The following is a 20329-nucleotide window of genomic DNA, read 5'->3' as shown; positions in this document are numbered from 1 at the left end:
GGGTCGTGGGTCGGGACGCCGGCCGCGGGCCGGGCCGGCCTCACGACTTCTGCATCTGCTGCTGGAAGGTGATCTCGATGAACTCGGCCGGGCGGCTGATGGCCACCAGCACGGTCACGCGCAGGACGCCTTCGAGGATGTCCTCGGGCGTCATCGTCTCGCCCAGGCCGACGTGCACGCTGAAGGCGTCGTCGGGGACCGCGCCGGCCAGGCCGCCGCGCTTCCAGATGCCGGTGAGGAAGCTGGCGATCATGCTTTTGATGGTCACCCAGGTGTTGGCCACGTTGGGCTCGAAGACCATCGCCTTGGCCGCCAGGCGGCAGGACTCCTCCAGCATGATCATCGTGCGGCGCACGTTGATGTAGCGCCAGTCCAGGCTGTTGCCGTCCAGCGTGCGGGCGCCCCAGACGAGCACGCCCTCGCCGATGAAGGAGCGGATCGCGTTGATCGACTTGCCCTGCGTGGTGACGTTCAGGTCCTCCTGGTCCTCGTGCGAGATCGCCACCTGCGGCGACACCACGCCGTTGAGGCTGACGTTGGCCGGCGCCTTCCAGACGCCGCGGCTGTTGTCGACCATGGTGTAGACACCGGCCATCGCGGCCGAGGGCGGCAGCAGGTTGAGCCGGTTGCGCGCCTCGGTCATCACCGCGTTGTAGAGCGGGCTCATCGACACCAGGCTCTTGTGCAGCAGCGACTTGTGGGTCTCCACAGCGACCGCCAGCGCGGCCGGCGTGAGCGCCTTCTGCTTTTCCTCGTCGGTCTTGGTCGAGGCGTTGACCAGGCCGGTGACGTACTGGGTCCAGTCGTCGTCGGTCTTGAGGATGTCGGCCACCGCCTGGGCCTGCTGCGCGATGCGCGGCGGCGTGGTCCTGGGGTCGACGTTCTCGGGCAGCGACAGCTCGGCGCGCAGCAGCGTGGCCAGCAGCGCGGGATTGGCGATGCGGGTGTAGTCCAGGTCCTTGTCCTGGACCACCGTGGTGTTGACCCACGGGTAGTAGGCCGCGGCGAAGTCCAGGTAGTTGACGCCCAGGTCGTTGCGGAAGGCCTCGACCGGATCGCCGGCCGGGTCCTTGCGGTCCAGGTAGCCGCCCCAGACATCCAGGATCGCGATGCGGTTGCGCATCTTGCCGCCGCAGTGCTGCAGCATCGCCTGCTGCACCGAGACGCAGTCGGCGCGCGGCAGCAGCACCGCGTCGGGGATGACCAGCATCGTCGGTTCCTGTTCCTTGATCAGGGCCTCGATGCCGCCGGCCAGCGCCGGCGCCTCGACCTGGCCGCCGTAGCCGCCCACCGACACGATGTAGCAGGGGCCGCCGCCGTTCTGGAAGAAGTGCACCATCGCGCGGTACAGCAGGAAGCGACCGCCGTCGGCGCCGTCGGCCTGCGTCAGCGCGTAGTCCTTGCCGTCGGCGCGGAAGTCGGACGGGGCGGGGGCGGGCGCCTCGGTGATGGTCAGGCGCGGATCGGGCCCGTGGCCGAAGTAGGTGTGGTACTCCGCCATGGAGCTGATGCGCCATGGCTTGTTGAGCAGCGACTTGCCGCCGTTCTCGGCGCGGCGCGTGTAGCCGACGAAGGCCGGCACCGCGGTGGCCACCTCGACGATCGAGTTGGGAAACGCATTCTTCTCGACGATATAGACACCGGGTGTCTTCATAGCCATGGCGGCCTCCTCTGCGGGTTATCGATGCACGTGGATCTCGGAGACGATCGTCGGTTGGCCGTCGATCGTTTCGCGGGCGAGCAGTTGCGCCGCCGCGGTGGGCAGGCGGCGGATCAGCACCTTGGGACTGCCGGCGCCGTCGGGACGGCTGCGCAGCTGGAAACGTCGCGGCGAGCGCTGGGCCAGCGGCAACCGGACGCGGGAACGGATGGCCAGCATCGGCGTGCCGTTGTCCAGGCGGTCCGGGGCGGGCGCGCTGAACTCGGTCTCGCCGGCCAGGTCGACGACCGTGAGCGCCGGTTCCGGCCAGTCGCCGAACAGGCAGTACTTCCAGACGGTGGCGCGCGGCGCCAGCGGCCAGCGGCGATGCACCGGCCAGGCGGTGGCATCGTCGGCCGGGCCATGCGCCGGCAGGCTGGACAGCGGCAGGTGCAGCAGCGCGAAGGGCGGCAGCCAGCGGTCGCCCGGCGCGAGCAGCGCCGTCACCTCGGGCGCGTCCAGCGCCTTGGGCGAGGCGACGAGCGTCGCGTCGTCGGCGCCGAGCGCTCCCGGCGCCGCGGGCGCGACCCACAGCAGCTCGCGCGGCCGGTCGGCGGGGTCCTCGGTGCCGCAGGCGAAGTCGTCGTCGGTCGCATGCACCAGCCAGTCCAGCGCGGCCTCGCCGTCGTCGGGATCGGTGTCGGCGCGCAGCCGCTCGACCGCCTCGGCCGGGCCGTGCACGAGCAGCGTGCCGCCGTCGGCCCGCACCAGCGCGTCGGCGCGGCGCAGCCGCTCGGCGGTCGTGCCGGCGGGGACGAAGCGCAGGCCGCGGCAGCGTCCATCGGCGTAGTAGCCGTGCTCGACGTCGATGCGCAGCAGGGGAAGGTAGGGGCCCATGAGGTGCTCCTTCGCGGTCAGCCGCGGGCCCCGACGCCCACGCCCGGCGTGCGCACCGACGGCAGTTGGGCATCGGACTGGCGGGCGTCGATGGTGAGCAGGCGCACCCGGTACAGCACCGAGGGCAGGTAGCGTCCGCCGAGCACGCCCCACAGCGTCGCCATCTCGTTCAGGTTCAGCGGCTCGATGGACAACGTGAGCTTGTCCAGGCGCGGATCCATGCCGGGCGAGTTCTGCGTGTCCAGCACCGGCGTGGCCTGGAAGCAGGCGATGGTGCTGGCGATGAGCTTGAGCGCTTCCGGGTAGGTGGTGCCGCCGTAGTTGGCGGCGAACATCACCAGCAGGTTCAGTTGCACCGGCGGGGCGGAGCGGGCCAGGCGCTCGCCGCTGCCCAGCGCCTGGGCCGGCAGGCTGGCGACCGGGTCGCGCTCCAGGTTCACCAGGAAGGCCGCGAGCCGGTGCGAGGCGCCGGCCGCCGGTCCGCCGTCGGCCTCGTGCAGCGCGGTCACCGCGACCAGGTCCTCCGCCGACTGGTGCGAGCGGCGCAGCACGGCGTTGAGGTGGCCGGCGAGGTGGAGGAGGACGGCGTCGATCATGGTGGGGGCCGAGGGCGGGTGGGAGGTTCGGACGCCGCGAGGCGCCGGAGGGTCGATGGGATGAACGATAGGAGCGCGCCCCGCCGCGGCCCATCCGGCGGATGCGGATGTTGGCCGTCCCGATTGCCGAGATCCGCCTCGGTATTGGCATGTCGATGCGGGCGCGGCTGTCAAGCTGTCAACCCTGCCGGGGCGCAGGGGCTGACGCGCTCGGCCGGCGCTTCTAGACTCCGCGCCATCACACGCCCGCAGAGGCGTGTCGCAGGGAGCAATCACCATGGACAGGAGCAGCGGCGGGGGCTCGGTGCCCGCGATGCCAGCGTTGGCCGCGCCATCGCGGCCGAAGGTCGCCGGTGCGGACGGATCGGTCGCCGGCGGCGTGCTTGCCGCCGCGCCGCGCGAGTTCCTGCTCGGCGACTGGCGCGTGGAGGTACGGACCCGGCGGCTGAGCCGCGGCGACGAGACCGTGGTGCTGGAGCCGCGGCCGATGGCGGTGCTGGTCGCGCTGTGCCGCCAGCCCGGCGAGGTGGTGTCCGCCGAGGCGCTGCTGCAGGACTGCTGGCCCGAGGCGACGACGCTGGGCGACAACCCGGTGCACAAGGTGGTGGCCGGCCTGCGCCGCGCGCTGGGCGACAGCGCCGCGACGCCGCGTTACCTGGAGACCATCCGCAAGGAGGGCTACCGCGTGGTGGCGCCCCTGGGCGTGCTGTCGGCGCAGGGGCCGCGCAGTCATGCCGGCGGCTGGCGCGGACAGTCGCCGTTCCGCGGCCTGGAGCCGTTCGACGCCGCGCATGCGAGCGTGTTCTTCGGCCGCGACGAGGCCGTCGCCGCGCTGCATGCGCGCTTGACGCGGCAATGGCGGCTGGGTCATCCGCTGGTGCTGCTGCTGGGGCCGAGCGGCTCGGGCAAGACCTCGCTGGTGCAGGCGGGACTGGTGCCGGCGCTGGCGCGCCCGCCTGTCGACGAAGGCCGCGGCAATGGGGGCGGCGATGTGGACGGCGACGTCCCCCGCCTGCGCGTCTGCGCCGCGGCCAGCGTCGACCTGGGCGCGCTGGGCGGCCTTGACGCCTGGGCGGGCCTGGCCGGCGCGATGCTGGATTGGGACTGCCAGGGCGTGCCGCTGCTGTCCGGCCACAGCATCGACACGCTGTCGGTGGCGCTGCGCGAGGCGCCGGAGGAGGTGCTGCGCCAGCTCGCGATCGGCCTGGACGCGACGCGCGCGCTGCGCGGCGGCGCCGAGGCGCCGCCGCTGCTGGTGCTGGACCGGCTCGAGGCCCTGCTGCAGGAGGACGACGCGCGCACCGCGGCCTGGTTCGACGCGCTGGAGCGGCTGGTGCGCAGCGCGCGGCTGGTGGTGCTGGCGGTCTGCCGCAACGACTTCTACCCGGCGATGGCGCGGCGGCCGCTGCTGATGCGCGGCAAGGAGAGCGGCGCCCACCTCGACCTGGCGCCGCCCGCCGCGTCGGCGATCGCGCAGATGATCCGGCTGCCGGCGCGGGCCGCCGGGCTGAGCTATGGCGCCGACGCGAGCGGGCTGAACCGGCTCGACGACCGGCTCTGCGCCGACGCGATGCAGGCGCCGGACGCGCTGCCGCTGCTGCAGTACACGCTGCAGCAGCTCTACCTGCACCGGGCGCCGGGCGAGGTGCTGGCCTGGTCGGCCTACGAGGACCTGGGCGGCCTGGAGGGCGCGATCGGCCGCCGCGCGGAGGCGCTGCTGGGCGAGCTGCCGGCGGACCAGCAGGAGGCGCTGCCCCGGCTGCTGCCGCGGCTGGTGGCGCTGGCCGGCGAGGAAGCGTCGCCGACCGGCCGCTGGGTCGCCGCGGCGGAGTTGAGCGACGCGCCCGAGCGCGCGTTGGTCGCCGCCTTCGTCGAGGCCCGGCTGCTGGTGGCGGACCACGCGGGCGGCGTCAACGGCTACCGCGTCGCCCACGAGGCGCTGCTGCGGCGCTGGCCGCGGGTCACCGCCTGGGTGGCGCAGCACCGCGCCGCGCTGGCGGCGCGCGACGAGTTGCGCCCCTGGGTCGCGCGCTGGCGCGAGGCAGGGCAGGCCAGCGCGCTGCTGCTGCCGCGCGGCACGACGCTGTGGAACGCCGCGCGCATCCTGGCCGAGGCGCCCGGGCTGCTCGGCGACGAGGCCCGCGACTTCATCGCGCGCTCGCAGCGCCGGCTGCGCCTGCGACGCTGGGGGCTGGGCGCGGCCAGCGCTGGCGCCTTCCTGCTGGCGGCGGTCGCGGGCGTGGCGGCGATCGGTTATGCGCGGCAGGCCGAGGTCGCCGCGGAGCGCGAGCGCCAGAGCCGGCAACTGGCGTCCTTCATGCTCGGCGAGCTGGCGGACGGCCTGCGGCCGATCGGCAAGCTGGACCTGCTGGGACGCATCGGCGAGCAGGGTCTGCGGCTGCTCGGTCCGGCCGAGGGCGGCGAGACGGAGGCCGAACTGGCGACCGCGGCGACCGCCGCGACCGTGGCCAATGGCGCCGACACGCTGGGACGCGCGAAGGCGCTGGTGGTGATCGGCGAGGTCAACAGCAGCCGCGGCAAGGGTCGCACCGACATCGCCATCGACGCGCTGAACGCGGCGCTGCGCCTGCTGGCGCCGCTCGAGCCGCTGGAGCGCGTGCCGGGCGTCAGCGCCGGCGACTACTACCGCACCCTCGGCGCGGCCTCGTTCTGGCTGGGCCAGATCGCCTTCGACGCCGGCGACTTCGACGCGGCGGCGCGGGCGATGGACCGCTACCGCGTCGCCAGCGAGCGCTGGCGGCAGCAGGCGCCCGAGGACGCGACCGCGCAGGGGGAACTGGGCTACGCGCTCAACAGCCTGGGCTCGATCGCGTTCCGGCGCGGGGCCTGGGAGGACGCGCAGCGCTGGTTCCAGGCCTCGCTGGCGCTCAAGCTCGAGGCACTGGCGCGTTCGCCCGCGGACGCCGACCTGCGCGACGGCGTCGCGACCTCGCGGACCTGGCTCGGCCTGGTGGCGCATGTGCGGGGTCGGCCGATCGAGGCCCTGGCGGCGCTGGACGCCGCGCGCGCGGAGCGCATGGCGCAGGCGGCCGCCCACCCCGACGAGCAGCTGCGCCTGCGCGACCTGGGCACGCTGGAGCTGCGCCGCGCGGAGGCGCTGCGCGCGGCGGGGCGTCTCGGCGAGGCGGCGGCGACGATGGCCGAGGGCGTCGCGCGGCTGCGCCAGGCCGAGCGGCACGATCCGGAGAACCGCTACTGGCGCGCCGACCGCCAGCACGCCGAGGGCAGCCTGCTGCTGGCGCGTCTGGACGCCGGTCAGGCCGTCGACGCGGCGCTGGCGGCCTTGCGCGATCAACTGGCCGGTGAGCCGGCCACCGCCGGCAGCGATCCGGCGCGGGACTTCCTGCGGCGCGAGGCCCTCATGCGGGTGGCGCTGGCCGAGGCCGGGACCGCCGTGCGCGCCGGCGACTGGGCTGGCGTGCGCACGCGGCTGGCGGCCACCGAGGAGGCGATGGCGACGCTGCTGCGTCTGCGGCCGCATCACTGGCAGAACCATGAACTGCAGGCGCGCCGGGCGCTGCTGGGCCTGCGGGCCGATGCGGCCGGCGCAGGGCCCGATCGCGCGCGCTGCGCGCGGCAACGCGACCAGATCCAGCCGGCGGTCGACGCCGGGCAGGCCGGGTTGGTGCTCGAGGCCTGGCTGGCCTTGCGCGCCTGCGCGAGCCCGCAGGCGCCGGACGACGGCTGGACCCGGCGGCTGACGGCGGGCGGCTACGTGCCGGCCCACGCGGCCCTTTTCGCTGATGTCCCAACTCCCTCCCTGAAAGGAAGGCGACCCTCATGAACGACCTCACTGCCGCTGCGCTCGCGCGCGCCGACGCCGAAGAATCGACGCTGTACTTCGTCGTGCCCCTGATCGGGCCGGCCGACAACGTGATTCCCTGCGCCTACTTCAATGCGCGCTGGGAGCGCATCCCGAGTCCCAAGCCGCTGGACACCGTCAACACCAACGCGATCATGTTCGCGCAGCAGTCCGTGGGGCTGTCGCCGGACGTGCTCGCTCAACTGGGCAACAGCAAGCCGGACACCAGCGTGACGCTGTTCGTCGCGGTGGCCAAGACCCTGGAGAAGCCGAGCGGGCTGCCCAACACCTTCGTCGCGACCGGCCTGGACCAGGCGACCACGGTCACCGTGCCGGTCGGGCCGGGCACGCGGCGCGGCGTGGTGCTGGTGTTCCGCCGCCCGGCCTCCGGCAACGCGCAGACGCTGATCGCGACCTCCGATCCGGAGATCCGCAACGGCAGCAGCAGCGACGACTGATCGTCGCGCGGCCATCAGCGCAGGGGCACCGCGCCGGGCCGCGATGGCGACGACGACGACGACGGGGCATCGGCGCTCCACCGGGCATCCCAGCGCTGCATGTGGGCCAGCGCGTTCTCGATCGGCGTCGCGCTGACCCGCCCAGCGCCGAGGAAGGGCCGGTCCATCGCCACGACGACAGGCAAGACCAGGCCCGGCACCAGCGCCAGCACCACGATCGCGCCGCGGCTGCAGGCGCTGACCGGCAGCGCCGCCACCGGCGCCAGCGTCAGCAGCGAGCTGGCCAGCACCACCGCCCACAGCGTCGCGGGCGCCTGGTCGCGGGCGGCCATCAGCCGCGCGCGGCGCTGGCTCAGCAGCTCGTTCGCCTGGGTCCAGATCTGCGCGAGGAGGGCAGCCTCCGAGGCCGCCGCGGGATGCAGGTCGCCCAGCGTGCGGTAGAGGTCGTCGAAGGCATCGAGCGTCGGCAGGCTGGCCTGGTCCCGCTGCATCGCGATCCACTCCTTGCCGATCACGCTGCGGCCGTAGCCGCGCAGCCGCTCGCGCGCCAGGCGCGACTCGGGCGTGCCGTAGACCGCCAGCGAGCGCGCCAGCTGCGCCATCGCCGTGGCCTCGCGCTCGACCGCCTGTTCGGCGGCGCTGAAGGCGTCCCGGACCGACAACGCCGAGACCGCCAGCAGCAGCACGTTGACCGTCACGATCACGCCCAGCGACGCGAGCGCGACGCGGTGGTCGATCGCGGTGGCCCGTTCGCGCCAGCGGCGCGGGAACAGCGCCTGCGCGCCCAGCCCGATCGCCATCCAGGCCAGCACCAGCGCGCCGCCCAGGACCCAGGCCGGCCACGCGTGGACGATCAGCGGCATGACCCGGCTCCCTGGGGCGCGCCGTCGCTCAGGCCCTCGCCCAGGGCGTAGCGGGTGATGCCGGCGACGCCGCGCACGCCCAGCTTGCGGGTGACGTTCTCGCGGTGGGTGGCGACCGTCTTCGCGCTGAGCTTGAGGCGGTCGGCGATCTCCTGCGTGCTCAGGTCCTCGGCGAAGAGCTGGGCGATCTCCCGCTCGCGCGCGGTCAGCGCGGGACCGGCCGGCGCGGACGCGGCGCCGTCGGGCAGGCGCTGGCGCGTGCGGATCTCGTCGACCAGGCCGCCCATCAGGCCCGGGCTGAGGTAGATGCGGCCGGCGGCCACGTCGCGCACCGCGCGCAGCAGTTCCTCGCTGGACGCGTCCTTGAGCACGTAGCCGGAAGCGCCGGCCTGCAGCGCGGTGACCACGCTGCGCTGGTCGCCGTGCATCGACAGGCAGATCACCTGCACCGCCGCATGCTGCGCGCGCACGCGCCGCGTCGCCTCCAGGCCGTTGAGGCCGGGCATGGCGATGTCGGTGATCAGCAGGTCCGGTTGCAGGTGGCGCACGAGCTTGACGGCGGCGGCGCCGTCCTCGGCCAGGCCGACGACGTCCAGCGCCGCATCGCGGGACAGGAGCGCGCGCAGGCCTTCGCGCACGAGTTGGTGGTCATCGGCCAGGACGATGCGCAGGGACATGGGAGTCTCCTCGGTGAATGGGGAAGGCAGGGGATGGCGACGGGGCGCGGGCGTCGTGGCCGCGCCCGGCGGTCGCCTCACTTGGGTGCGAGCGGCAGCAGCAGCGTGGCGCTGGTGCCGCGGCCCGGCTCGGAGCGCAGCACCAGCGCGCCGCCCATCGCCTGCAGCTGCGCGCGAGCGCCGCCCAGGCCGAGGCCGTGGCCATCGGCGGCTCCGTGCCAGTCGTCCTCGCGGGCTTGCTCCGGACGGTGAGCGCCGCGCGGCGCGGCCGGCAGGCCGCGACCGTCGTCCCGCACCCGCACGCTCAACCAGCCTTGCCGGATCTTGGGCGTGATCTCGATCCGCGTCGCCCGGGCGTGCTTCTGCACGTTCAGGCAGAGCTCGCGCACAACCCGGCAGGCGGCGGCGCGCTGCGCATCCGGCACCTCGACGGTGTCGGCCGCCGACAGCGCGCGGCCGTCGATGCGCACCTCCAGGGTGCCGCGCAGGCCCAGTTCCACCGCCACCGCTTCCAGCGCCGTCGGCAGGTCGCCGTGCCAGTCCGGCGGCGCCAGTGCGAAGGCCAGCGTCCGCACCGTCTCGGACAGCTCGCCGAGCAACTCGCCGAAGCGCGTCGCCGGGTGCGCCGGCGCGGCGTCACGGCCGCCGAAGCCGCCGAGGCCACGGACGGCGCTCGAGGCCGCGTCCGCATGGGAGCCGGCGTCCGAGCCCGAGCCGCAACTCGCATCAGCACCGACTCCGTCCGCTTGCGTCCTGCGCCAGTCGCCCAGGGCCAGGCGCAGGCGGACGATCAGCCCGCCGACCTGGTCGTGCAGCAGCTGGGCCATGCGCTCGCGCTCGCGGCGCTCGGCCTCGGCGTGGGCTTCGGCGAGCGTGGCCTGCAGCCGGGTGAGGCGCTGCAGCCGGTGCTCGGCGGCCAGCCGGGCCGGCAGGCCGCCCTGGCGGGGCCGGCCCGCGGGGGGCGAGGCCGGGGGGGGAGGGCAACGGTGCGGGGTGAGGTTCATGGGAGCTCCCTGTGCGCCATGGCGGCGTCGTCGTGTCGAAGGGACGATCCGGGGATCGGTGCCGTCAACGGTAGGCGGGACCGGGGAGCGCGACCTTCCGGAAACCTTCCGGAGGCCGGCGGACCGCCTCGCCGCGTCCGGCGCGACCGCTCAGGGCGGCGGACATCGCGCCATCTGGTCCGGATGCGCGCGGCTGAAGGCGTAACAACGCTTCAGATAGACGATGTTGGCGCCCAGATCCGGCAGCGGCCGTCCGGGGCCTTTCCAGTTGTCGGCCAGCGCCTGGCGCAGCGGCTCGACGGCCGCCAGGTAGTCGTCTGGGAAGGGGATGACCTCGTAGACCAGCGGGAACTCGATGTACTCGAGCTTCACCAGCGCGCCGAGCTGCTCGTAATGGAAGTGGACGGCGGCGTAGTCCTCCATGTCCTGGCTCAGGTAGAGGTCCTCGCCGGAGCCGGCGCGCCGGATCAGCTCGTCCAGGCGCGGCAGGATCTCCGGCAGTCGCTCCTTGAGGAAGGCACGGGCGCGCAGGCGGATGCGCTCGTCGCGCTCGAGCAGGTGGGCCACGTGCTGCAGCGACTGCAGGCGCCCGGTCAGGTTGGCGCGTTTGCTGTCGTCGACCCATTCGACCAGCTGCGTCACCGAGATCAGCACGCCGGCGATGACGCTCAGGCCGGTGGCCACGCCGACCGTCCCCTGCCAGAAGCCGAGCACCGCGGCCCGCCGCCCGCGCGGTGGCGGGCCGTCCAGCGCGGCGCTCATGGCGGGGCTCCCTTCTGGCGCAGCACGACGGTCCAGGGCCGCTCGGGCGTGGGCACCAGCCTGCCGTCGGCGTCCAGCGGCGTGCGGGTCCAGGTGACGCTGTCGCTGACGTTGCCGCCGATGGCACCGAGCTCGGCACCGTCCACCTGCACGACCAGGTCGCAGTGCCAGGGCCAGGCGCGGGCGCGCAGCGGGCGGGCGAGGGCGCTCCACTGGGCGAAACCCGACGGCGCGTCCGGGGCCGCGTCGCGCGGCGCGCAGATCAGGTCGCCGGGGCGAGGGGCGGTGGCGGCAGCGTCGCGGGCCTCGAAGCCGGCGCGGACGCCGCTGTCCAGCGCGGCGCGGATGTACTGCCAGTGCAGTTCGGCGGCTTCGAACTGGCGCTCGCCGAAGCCGGCGCCGCGCATCAGCCAGGAGATGAAGACGGCGCTCCAGGGGCGCAGCGAGCCGTCCTCGTGGCGGGTGCGCTGGACCGGGAAGTCGCCGCCCTTGACGCCGAGCCAGTACAGCAGCACCCGGGCGTGGAGGTAGGGCTCGGCCTCCAGGCCGCGGGGCTCGTCGAGGCGGCGTTCGGTGAGGTTGGTGGCGGCGTCCCAGCGGCCCCGGCCCCAGAGCTGCCATTCCTGCAGCGCCAGCGCCAGCAGGCGCTCGGTCGAGGCAGGGTCGGGCGCGGGCTCGCCGCCCAGGCCGGGCGCGGGGCGGATGTCCTCGACGGCGTAGACCGGCGCGGGATCCGTGGCCGGCCATCGCTCGGCAGGCGGCGGTTGCAGCGCCGCGCAGCCGGGCAGGATCGAGATGGACAGCGCGGCCAGGAGCCGCAGCGCCAGGCCGGCGATGCCGGGGTGGTCAAGGAGGCGAGGGAAGCGAAGGATGCGCGAGGACATGCGGGCTCCTGCGTCCGCAAGGGCGGCGTGGAGCGCTCATCGTCGGGGCGCGGTGGCGATCAGGGCATCGGCGCGGGGCTGAGCTTGGGGGGAGGAATGTCGGAGGCGGGCATCGTGCTTTCGCTGGCTGGTCTGGTCTTCGCGAGAGCCGCATGCCTGTGATGCCGTGGTGAGACCTGCAACTGTCCGGAGCGATTCCTGCAATCGACATCTTCATCATGGAGAATCGCCGCCCTGAATCAGGGAGTGAGACCGACCTGGCCTTGAGCGCGACAGACGCTTGCCGGTTGGACCATTGTGCGGCCGCAGGGGTTTCCCCTGGGGCGTGTGCGACTTCCTGATGGCTTGCCAAACCACATCAGGGAGTTCTCGCGTGAGCGACCCGACGCATCGATTCTTCTCGGCCGCGAAGGCCATCCGGCATCTGCTGATAGCCTTTGGGCTCGGCCTCTGCGCACTGCCGGCCATGGCGGCCAGGGACTGCTGGATCGTCTGGGACACAGAGGGCATTCTTCGATGGGCGGACGATGCGCTGAACCCGCTCCACTTCGAATGCAAGGATTCCCCTGCAGAGGCGGTTGCGCCGGTCCAGTCGATTGCCGAACCCGTTCTTGCCTCGGTAACGGAGCGGTATAGCTCCGTGTACGCGCTCAGCTTCACGGGTTGCGTCAGCAGGGGCTTGTGGGGCAGCAGTCCTTGGATGACTTGCAAGTACAACTACACCGCGACATTCCATTGGAACGACGGTCGGGTGACCTCGGAAACGGGCCAAACGTCCGTGGACTTGCAGATGCCCTGCGGCGCGGCACTCAACACAACGCCCATCGGATCCTCCCCTGCGACTTGCAAAGGCATTCGCACGAAAACGCCGCCTGGTCCGCCAAGTTGTCCGCGGTTCGGCAATCCCATCGAGCCACTCACCGGCATCAAGCGGCAGCACGAGCAGTTGCTGACCTGGGGTCGCGGGCACTCGCTGTCCTTGACCTACGTCAGCCGCCCGAAGCCGGATAGCAATCCGATCGAGGATGGCGGGGCGCAGTCCTTCGGACGTTGGTGGTCCAGCAATCTGCATCGTCAGATGATGGCGTGGAGAACCGACCCCTCGCAGCGACTCTTTCAGCGCGGGGACGGCGTCTGGAAGCAATTCCCGAGCAACGGCCCCAGTACCGACCTCAGCGAGCGAGATCCGCCCCCGCGATGGGCCGACTCCTCCCCATACATCCTGTATCGCGACGAGGCCGCGAGAGCCATCGAGATGTATCGCGAGGACGGCAGTCTGGCCTCGATCGTCTATGCCGATGGGCGTCGGCTCGATTACACGAGCGTCGCCATGCAAGGCAATGGCTACCCGCTGGCCTACGGCCGACAGGTGAATGCCATCCAGGACGAGAGCGGCAGGATCGTCTCGTTCGAGTACACGAAGATCGACGACAAGTACATTGCCATCCGCTCGGTTACTGATCCTGCGGGGCGCGTGCTGTCGATGGACTATGACGCAGGCGGCCACCTGGAGACGCTGACCTTCACGGACCAGTCGAGCGTCGGGTTCGTTTACGAGGATGCGCAGAGGAAGCATCTGCTGACGGGCCGCATCGATGAATCGGGCCGGCGGGTGGGTACCTACGCGTACGACGATTCGGGGAATGCGGTGCTCACCCGGACAGGCTCCCTTCCCGGATGGACGGCGACCTGGGGAACGGAGAGGCCGAACATCGCGCCCAACGAGTATTACGACCCGCAACTCGATGTCGTGATTCGCGAGTACCCGCGGCCTCTGCCGCTTCGTGCGCGGGTCACCGCACCCGACGGACGGGAGATGGACCTGGACAGCGTCGTTGTGGGCAGTTCCGCGTACCTGGCTGCGAGTTCGCAGCCCGCTGGCGCGGGTTGCGAGCCCGCGACGTCGACAGTGGTCCACGACGCAGCAGGCAACGCGACCCAGCGAGACGACTTCAACGGCAACCGCAGCTGCATGGCCTATGACCCGGCGCGAAACGTGGAGACGCAGCGCATCGAAGGCCTGTCATCAGCAACGGCGTGCGAGTCGGTGACAGTGGCGTCGCTGCCGGCAGGCGCACGGATGGTCAGTTCGCAGTGGCACCCCGATTGGCGAATGACCATCCGGACCGCTGAGCCTCGCCGCGTCACGACGCTCGTCTACAACGGACAGCCCGATCCCTTCAACGGCAATGCGGTGGCGAGCTGCGCGCCGGCCAGCGCGCTGCTGCCCGATGGCAAGCCCATCGTGGTGCTGTGCAAACGCGTGGAGCAGGCAACGACCGACGAGACCGGCGCGCAAGGCTTCGATGCGACGCTGCAGTCCGGCGTGCCGGCTCGCGCGACGAGCTGGACCTACAACGCCACCGGCCAGGTGCTCACCGAGACCGATCCGCGCGGCAAGGTGGTTGTGACCAACGAGTACTACACCGACACGACGGCCGACCACACCAAGGGCGACTTGAAGTCCTCGACAAATAGCGCCGGCCACCTGACGCAGTTCCCGCGCTACAACGCCTATGGCAAGCCGCTGGAGGTCATCGACGCCAACTTGGTCTCGACCACCTACGGCTATGACGCGCGTCAGCGTCTGACCTCGGCCTCCACCGGCGGTTCAACCACCAGCTACGAGTACTGGCCCACCGGGCTGCTCAAGAAAACGACACAGCCCGATGGCGCGGTCGTGACTTACGAGTACGACGACGCGCATCGCCTGACCGCTGTGGCCGATGGCCAAGGCAATCGCATCGAGTACACGCTGGACCAGAGCGGCAATCGGATCGCGGAACAAGCCAAAGACCCGCAAGGCGCGCTCAAGCGGACCATGAGCCGCGTCTTCGATGCGCTGGGCCGGGCACAACAAACAACAGGCAGGGAGTAATTCATGCAAGGCAAGAAATGGCACTGGCAGTGCCGGAGCGCACTCGCGGCTGCGATAGCCGCGTGCTTGGGGATCGGCGCGCACGCAGCGACGCTACCGCCTCCGCCGGTGTCCCCGGCACCCGTCACCGACTACGAGTACGACGCCAAGGGCAATCCCACCAAGGTCATCAAGGCCAAAGGCGTGGCGGGTTTCGGCTTCACCTCCAGCACTGCCTACGACGCGCTGGACCGCGTCAAGACCAACACCGACGCTCGCAGCGGCGTGACCACGCTGGGTTTCGACGGCATCGATCAGCTCAAGCAGGTCACGGATCCTCGCAACCTGGTGACGAGTTATCAGCGCAACGGACTGGGGGATCTCACGCAGCTCACCAGCCCCGACACGGGCACGGCCACCAGCACCTACGACCCCAACGGCAACCTGCTCACCCGGCTGGACAGCCGCGGCGTGCTGGCCACCTACACCTACGACGACCTCAACCGGGTGAGCTCCGCGATCTACACGCAGAGCGGCCAGGCAGCGCTGAACTACAGCTGGACTTACGACCAGACCGGCGGGGAGTTCACCAACGGCATCGGCCGGCTCACGACAGCCACAAGTCCATCGGGCAACACCAAGTACGGGTACGACGCGTTCGGGCGACTGACGACGGCCATCCAGACGGTGGGCACGGCGGTGCTGACCACGCGCTACGGCTACGACCCCGCCGGTCACATCACCCGCATCACCTACCCATCCGGCCGCGTGCTGACGATCCAGTACGAGGCGGGACTGCCGGTCAGCATGAGCCTGGCCAAGGACGCCTCGAGCGCCGCACAGCCGCTGATCAGCGGCATCCAGTTCGAGCCCTTCGGCGGCGCGCGCAGCTGGCAGATGCAGATGAACAGCGGCACGAAGCTGCAGGAGCGGGTGTACGACGCCTACGGCCGTCTGGTCCGTTATCCGCTGGGCGCCATCGTCCGCGACATCACCTACGACGCGGCCGACCGGATCGTCAGCTACACGCACCTGGATGCGAGCACCGGTGAAGCCACCGCCGCCGCGCAGGCGATGAACCAGAGCTTCGGTTATGACGAGCTGGGGCGCCTGACCAGCATCGTCACGCCGGCCAACTCCTGGACCATCGGCTACGACGCCAACGGCAACCGGACCAGCGTCAAGCTGAACGCCACGACGCGGACCTACACGACGGCCAGCACCAGCAACCGGCTCACCAGCGTTGCCAATCCCACGCGCAGCTTCGGCTACGACGCGGCGGGCAACACGCTCAGCGACACGGGCCTGGCGTACACGACGACATACCGCTTGGACAACCGGCTGGGCACGCTCACCAAAAACGGCCTGACGACGACCTATCAATACGACGCGGGCGGGCAGCGGGTGCACAAGGAGCACAGCGCGGGGCTGCGGGACTTCGTGTACGACCAAGAAGGGCATCTGCTGGGCGAGTACAACGCCTCGGGCGTCGTGCAGGAGTTCGTCTGGCTGGGCGACACGCCCGTGGCGGTGATCGTTGGATCGGTGGCGTCACCGCTGCCGCTGCTCGCGTACGCGGATCACCTGAACGCGCCGCGCGTGCTCATCGACAAGACCGAAGCCGCGCGCTGGCGCTGGATCAGCGAGCCCTTCGGCACGACGCAGCCGGAGCAGGCCCCGGCGGGGCTCTCACCGATCACGTTCAATCTGCGTTTCCCGGGGCAGTACTATGACAGCGAGTCCGGGTTGAACTACAACTACTTCCGGGACTATGACGGGACGACGGGGAGATACGTGCAAAGCGACCCGATTGGGTTGGAAGGCGGCATCAACACGTATGCCTATGCCATTGGGCGTCCAACCGCGTTAACCGATCACTTCGGCTTAGACCCTTACGACCGACCTGCGCCGTCACCCGGAATGCCGGGCCCCTTTGATATTTTCATTCCTGGCACTCCTGCAAACGACGCCTTCGTCAGTAGTACTTGGCGAGGAATAAAAAGCATCATTGATGCTTGTGTTGGTTGTTCACCATGCAAAACAGTAAGCGGGAAGGTGATCTCAGTGGGGACAATCTCTTATCGGCCCATGGACAACCCTTCGAAGCCGGAGCACGGCATTGTCGGTCCACACTACAACATTTACAAGGCGAACCAGAATCCAAAAAATTGCCAATGCTTTTGGCAATCAATAGGAGCCGTTAGACCGAGTGACCTTCCTTCGGATGCAATTCCAATTGAACCCTTCGTCAACTAGGAGAATGGTGATGATGTATCCCGACGGTCAAACTGCAAGGTTGGGAGATCGCGTCTGCCTGGGGGCGGATATCTATGGAATCCTGGTGTGCTCGATAGATACCTCCGAGTACTCGGAAGAGTACTCCAGAGATGATTGGGCGCACCTAAATGGTGGCGTACTAATTCTCTTTGAAGCGCTGGGCTTGATCCATTACAGTGCCCCTGAGCAAAATCTAAGGTTGATCTCGCGCCGGAGCTAGCTATTCAAAGCGGCGTGCCGTTGGGCCGTACGCGTTCTGGAAAGTCTGTTGATCCCAACCCGTTCCTAAGGCGCTCGTGACATGCCCGTGACTGCAGAAGAAGGCGCCTCGCGCCCTGTTGCTAGCAGGGCGGGTGGGATGGAGCCTCTGCCGTGACAGGCGCGGCCCGCGCCGATCTGTCGCGCACCCCCGCCCGGCATGACCATTGCCCATCCAAGCTGCCGGCGAAGTTGCCGGCGTGCTCAACATGGAGATCACCATGGCCCAGCAACCCAACACGAAGTCATCGCCGCAACCCCAGGGCGGTTCCAGCCAGCAGAACCAGCATCAGCAGGGGCAGCAAGGGCAGCAGAACCAGCCTGGCGGGCAGCAGGGCGGCGGCTCGCAAGGCCAGCGCCAGCAGTCCCAGCAGAGCCAGCCCGGCGGTCAGCAGGGACAGCTGAACCAGCGTTCGCAGCAGCCGTCCAGCCAGCAGTCGCCCGGCAGCCAGCGCAACCAGGCGTCCCGTGACGACCGCAGTGAGGACAGCGATTCCTCCCGCGAGGACCGCTGACCCTCGTTCTCAATGATGGGCCGCGCGCGCCGCCGCATTGCGCTTGCGGGTCGCCGCGGCCTTCTTCGCGGAGGCTGAGCGCTCCGCCGCCGTGCGGCTCGCCGCGGCCTTGCCGCCCAGGCGCCCGCCCTTGCGCGAGGGTTCGTGGTTCTCGGCCTGGCCGCGGCCCGAGCCCGACTTCTTGCCGCCGCCCGTTTCCTTGTTGACCGTGGCCCAGGCGCGGCGTTCGGCTTCGTCCTTGGGCACGCCGCGGTGCTCATAGCCGCTTTCGATGTGCTCGGCCTGACGCTTCTGCTTGTCCGTGTAGGAGGATTTGTCTCCGCGAGGCATGGCGATCTCCTGAAGTGGGATACCCAGGCGCGGCAATCGCCGTACCGCCGCCGCTCGTTGCTTCTCGCTACGCCTTGCCGCCCGTGCCGTTCCGGCTACTGCCGCCGACAGGGCATGCCCCTTGCCGCTCATGGCGTGATGCATCAGTCGCGCGCTGCCCTCCGCCGCGCGATGAGGCGGTGGTCTCGTCGCGCCGGAGGAGGGCGGACGAACATCACCCTTCAGGAGACTTCTCATGAATACCTCCCCCTTCAGCACCGCTGCGCTGGTCATCGCCTGCGCGGCCTTGAGCGTCGGTTGCGCTTCCGACCGGCAGCAGCGTCGTGACGACGCGCGCAATGCGGCCGTGGGCGCGGTGGGCGGCGCCGTCATCGGCGCCGCGACCGGCGGCAACGCCCTCACGGGCGCGGCGGTCGGCGCGGTCGCCGGGGCGCTCATCGGGCGGCTGGTCGTCGACGGCCGCGAGCGCCAGGTCTACTCGGATGGCCAGGGCGGCCGCTACTGGGTCGACGAGGACGGCCGGCGCCATACGGTCCGTTGATCCGACGGACCGACGGTCCGGCGGTCCGGCGGTCCGTCGGTCCGTCGACTTGTCGATCTCTTGACTGGCGCCCTCCGCCTCAGGCGGCGAATCCGCCGTCGATCAGCAGGTCGGCGCCGGTGACGAACCCGGCTTCCGGTCCGGCCAGATAGGCCACCATCGCCGCGATCTCGTCCGCCTTGGCGTGACGCGGCACGGCCATCAGGCCATGCAGGCCGGCGCCGAAATCCGTGTCGGCCGGGTTCATGTCGGTGTCGACCGGCCCCGGCGCCACGTTGTTCACCGTGATGCCGCGCGGCCCCAGGTCGCGCGCCATGCCCTTGACCAAGCCGATCAGCGCCGACTTGCTCATCGCATACGCCGCGCCGCCGGCGAAGGGCATGCGCTGCGCGTTGGTGCTGCCGATGTTGATGATCCGGCCGCCTTCGCGCATGTGCCGGGCGGCCGCCTGCGAGGCCACGAAGACCGAGCGCACGTTGACCGCCAGCGTGCGGTCGAAGTCCGCCAGCGAGAAGTCTTCCGTCGGCGCGACGTGCAGGACGCCGGCGCTGTTGACCAGAATGTCCAGGCGGCCGAAGCGCTCGGCCACGCCGTCGATCGCGGCCGCCAGGGCCTGCGCGTCGGTGGCGTCCGCCTTGATGGCGATCGCCCGGCCGCCCGCGGCCTGGATTTCTTCCGCCAGCGCCTCGGCCGCGATCGCCGAGGACGCATAACCGATCGCGACCGTGGCGCCCTCGCGCGCCAGCCGGCGCGCCGACGCGGCGCCGATGCCGCGCGAACCACCGTGGATGAAAGCGACCTTGCCGGCCAGCGGCGTGGAGGTGGAAGCGGAGGTGGAAGTCGAGGTGCTCATGGCGTCGTCCTTATGAAAAGGGAGTTGGGATGAACGAAGTCTGGTCGCTGCCACCTGATTCCGGTAGTCTCGGAACGGGTCGTTCAGCTTCAACCATTCCTATCGAATCCCATGTCCACCGAACTTCGCAGCCACCTGGACGCCTTCATCGCCGCGGCGGACGACGGCAGCTTCTCCGCAGCCGCGCGCCGCCTGGGACTGACGCCCGCGGCCGTCAGCAAGAGCGTGGCCCAGTTCGAGGCGCGCCTTGGCGTGCGCCTGTTCCAGCGCAGCACGCGCCGGCTGGCGCTGACGACCGACGGCGAGCGCTTGTACGGCCAGGTCCGGCTGCCATGGGCGGAGATCGGCGATGCGCTGACCGACCTGCGGCAGGGGGCCGGCAAACCGGCCGGCACGCTGAAGGTCGCGCTGGCCTACACCGTGGGGCGCGAGTACTTCGTGCCGATGATGGAGAGCTTCGTCCGGCGCTATCCGGACGTGGTGCCCGACCTGCATTTCGACAACCGGCAGGTGGACCTCGTCGCCGAGGGCTTCGACGTCGCGATCGGCGGTGGCATCGAGCTGACCGACGCCTTGATCGCGCGCGAGCTGGCGCGCTTGCGCATCGTGCTGGTGGCCTCGCCGGGCTACCTGGCGGCGCATCCGGCGCCGACGCATCCCTCGGAGCTGGCGCGTCATCGCGGCCTGCTGCGCCGCTCGCTGGGTTCGGGGCGGCTGCTGCCGTGGGCCTTGAAGAGCCGCGCCGGCGAGGAGGTCGTGGCCAGCGTGCGGCCGGTGATGGTGCTGGACGATCCCGAGGCGCTGGCGCGCGCGGCGGCCAGCGGCATGGGCATCGCCATGCTGCCGCGGCCGCATGCCCTGCCGCTGCTGGAGCGGGGCGAGCTGGTGCGCGTGCTGCCCGACTGGTCCGCGGATTCGCGGCCGCTGTCCATCTACTACACCAGCCGCAAGCTGGTGCCGGCCAAGGTGCGGGTGTTCGTCGATCACGTCATCGAGGAATTCCGCACGCGGGGTCACGCCGAGCGCTTCGCCGCCGGCTGAACGCGAGGCGGCGACGAGGCAGGGCACTGGCCTGCCGAGGCCGCGGATCGTCGC

Annotated in this window: 17 protein-coding genes; 7 read left to right on the top strand and 10 right to left on the bottom strand. The window is 71.0% G+C overall.

Annotated features, from left to right (window positions below; all coding sequences use genetic code 11):
- Positions 1-40: 40 nt before the first annotated feature.
- From FHT38_RS11555 to FHT38_RS11545, 3 genes are read right to left on the bottom strand one after another with little or no spacing between them, the layout of a single operon-like run.
- On the bottom strand, positions 41-1660 hold the full coding sequence (locus tag FHT38_RS11555) for a phage tail sheath C-terminal domain-containing protein (RefSeq protein ID WP_183491856.1): 1620 nt from the start codon (positions 1658-1660) through the stop codon (positions 41-43).
- Positions 1661-1678: 18 nt separating this feature from the next.
- A complete protein-coding gene (locus tag FHT38_RS11550; RefSeq protein ID WP_183491855.1) occupies positions 1679-2536 on the bottom strand; it encodes a hypothetical protein in 858 nt (285 codons plus the stop codon).
- Between the two features lie 17 nt (positions 2537-2553).
- Positions 2554-3132, bottom strand: coding sequence for a DUF4255 domain-containing protein (locus tag FHT38_RS11545; RefSeq protein ID WP_183491854.1), 579 nt, complete (start codon positions 3130-3132; stop codon positions 2554-2556).
- Between the two features lie 277 nt (positions 3133-3409).
- Here FHT38_RS11545 and FHT38_RS11540 point away from each other — a divergent pair, with 277 nt between their 5' ends.
- A complete protein-coding gene (locus tag FHT38_RS11540) occupies positions 3410-6937 on the top strand; it encodes a winged helix-turn-helix domain-containing protein (RefSeq protein ID WP_183491853.1) in 3528 nt (1175 codons plus the stop codon).
- A complete protein-coding gene (locus tag FHT38_RS11535; RefSeq protein WP_183479983.1) occupies positions 6934-7413 on the top strand; it encodes a hypothetical protein in 480 nt (159 codons plus the stop codon). The genes FHT38_RS11540 and FHT38_RS11535 overlap by 4 nt, the downstream gene beginning before the upstream one ends.
- A 14-nt stretch (positions 7414-7427) precedes the next feature.
- On the opposite strand, the gene FHT38_RS11530 is transcribed toward FHT38_RS11535, so the two are convergent.
- The 5 genes from FHT38_RS11530 to FHT38_RS11510 form a co-directional block, all read right to left on the bottom strand.
- Complete coding sequence (locus tag FHT38_RS11530) at positions 7428-8276, bottom strand: DUF4239 domain-containing protein (protein ID WP_183491852.1); 849 nt, start codon at positions 8274-8276, stop codon at positions 7428-7430.
- Positions 8267-8953 carry a response regulator transcription factor gene (locus FHT38_RS11525; protein WP_183491851.1) on the bottom strand — a complete coding sequence of 229 codons (687 nt, stop codon included), beginning with the start codon at positions 8951-8953 and terminating at the stop codon, positions 8267-8269. Before FHT38_RS11525 ends, FHT38_RS11530 begins: the two co-directional genes overlap by 10 nt.
- Before the next feature lie 77 nt (positions 8954-9030).
- Entirely contained in the window at positions 9031-9957 is a 927-nt protein-coding gene (locus FHT38_RS11520; RefSeq protein ID WP_183491850.1) for a sensor histidine kinase, read from the bottom strand.
- Positions 9958-10107: 150 nt separating this feature from the next.
- On the bottom strand, positions 10108-10719 hold the full coding sequence (locus FHT38_RS11515) for a hypothetical protein (RefSeq protein WP_091734210.1): 612 nt from the start codon (positions 10717-10719) through the stop codon (positions 10108-10110).
- Positions 10716-11603 (bottom strand): DUF2272 domain-containing protein, encoded by an 888-nt coding sequence (locus FHT38_RS11510; RefSeq protein ID WP_183491849.1) that lies wholly within the window; start codon positions 11601-11603, stop codon positions 10716-10718. Before FHT38_RS11510 ends, FHT38_RS11515 begins: the two co-directional genes overlap by 4 nt.
- Positions 11604-11976: 373 nt before the next feature.
- Here FHT38_RS11510 and FHT38_RS25640 point away from each other — a divergent pair, with 373 nt between their 5' ends.
- The 3 genes from FHT38_RS25640 to FHT38_RS11495 all read left to right on the top strand — a co-directional run bounded on the left by FHT38_RS25640 (position 11977) and on the right by FHT38_RS11495 (position 17510).
- Positions 11977-14481 (top strand): RHS repeat domain-containing protein, encoded by a 2505-nt coding sequence (locus FHT38_RS25640; RefSeq protein ID WP_183491848.1) that lies wholly within the window; start codon positions 11977-11979, stop codon positions 14479-14481.
- 3 nt (positions 14482-14484) lie between these two features.
- Positions 14485-16716 (top strand): RHS repeat domain-containing protein, encoded by a 2232-nt coding sequence (locus FHT38_RS11500; RefSeq protein WP_183491847.1) that lies wholly within the window; start codon positions 14485-14487, stop codon positions 16714-16716.
- Between the two features lie 500 nt (positions 16717-17216).
- The gene (locus FHT38_RS11495) at positions 17217-17510 is read left to right on the top strand and encodes a hypothetical protein (RefSeq protein ID WP_183491846.1); all 294 of its coding nucleotides are present in this window, start codon (positions 17217-17219) and stop codon (positions 17508-17510) included.
- 9 nt (positions 17511-17519) lie between these two features.
- On the opposite strand, the gene FHT38_RS11490 is transcribed toward FHT38_RS11495, so the two are convergent.
- Positions 17520-17984 carry a hypothetical protein gene (locus tag FHT38_RS11490; RefSeq protein WP_255488664.1) on the bottom strand — a complete coding sequence of 155 codons (465 nt, stop codon included), beginning with the start codon at positions 17982-17984 and terminating at the stop codon, positions 17520-17522.
- A gap of 91 nt (positions 17985-18075) precedes the next feature.
- Here FHT38_RS11490 and FHT38_RS11485 point away from each other — a divergent pair, with 91 nt between their 5' ends.
- Positions 18076-18381 (top strand): YMGG-like glycine zipper-containing protein, encoded by a 306-nt coding sequence (locus tag FHT38_RS11485; protein WP_091724871.1) that lies wholly within the window; start codon positions 18076-18078, stop codon positions 18379-18381.
- A 79-nt stretch (positions 18382-18460) separates the two neighbouring features.
- Here FHT38_RS11485 and FHT38_RS11480 read toward each other — a convergent pair whose 3' ends face one another.
- A complete protein-coding gene (locus tag FHT38_RS11480) occupies positions 18461-19234 on the bottom strand; it encodes an SDR family oxidoreductase (RefSeq protein WP_183491845.1) in 774 nt (257 codons plus the stop codon).
- 111 nt (positions 19235-19345) lie between these two features.
- Between FHT38_RS11480 and FHT38_RS11475 the strand changes: the two genes are divergently transcribed.
- Positions 19346-20275, top strand: coding sequence for a LysR family transcriptional regulator (locus FHT38_RS11475; RefSeq protein WP_091724869.1), 930 nt, complete (start codon positions 19346-19348; stop codon positions 20273-20275).
- Positions 20276-20329: the final 54 nt, after the last annotated feature.

The organism is Mitsuaria sp. BK041 (genome assembly GCF_014193085.1).
In the GTDB taxonomy this organism is placed as follows: domain Bacteria; phylum Pseudomonadota; class Gammaproteobacteria; order Burkholderiales; family Burkholderiaceae_C; genus Roseateles.
This window is presented reverse-complemented; position numbering and strand designations above follow the sequence as displayed.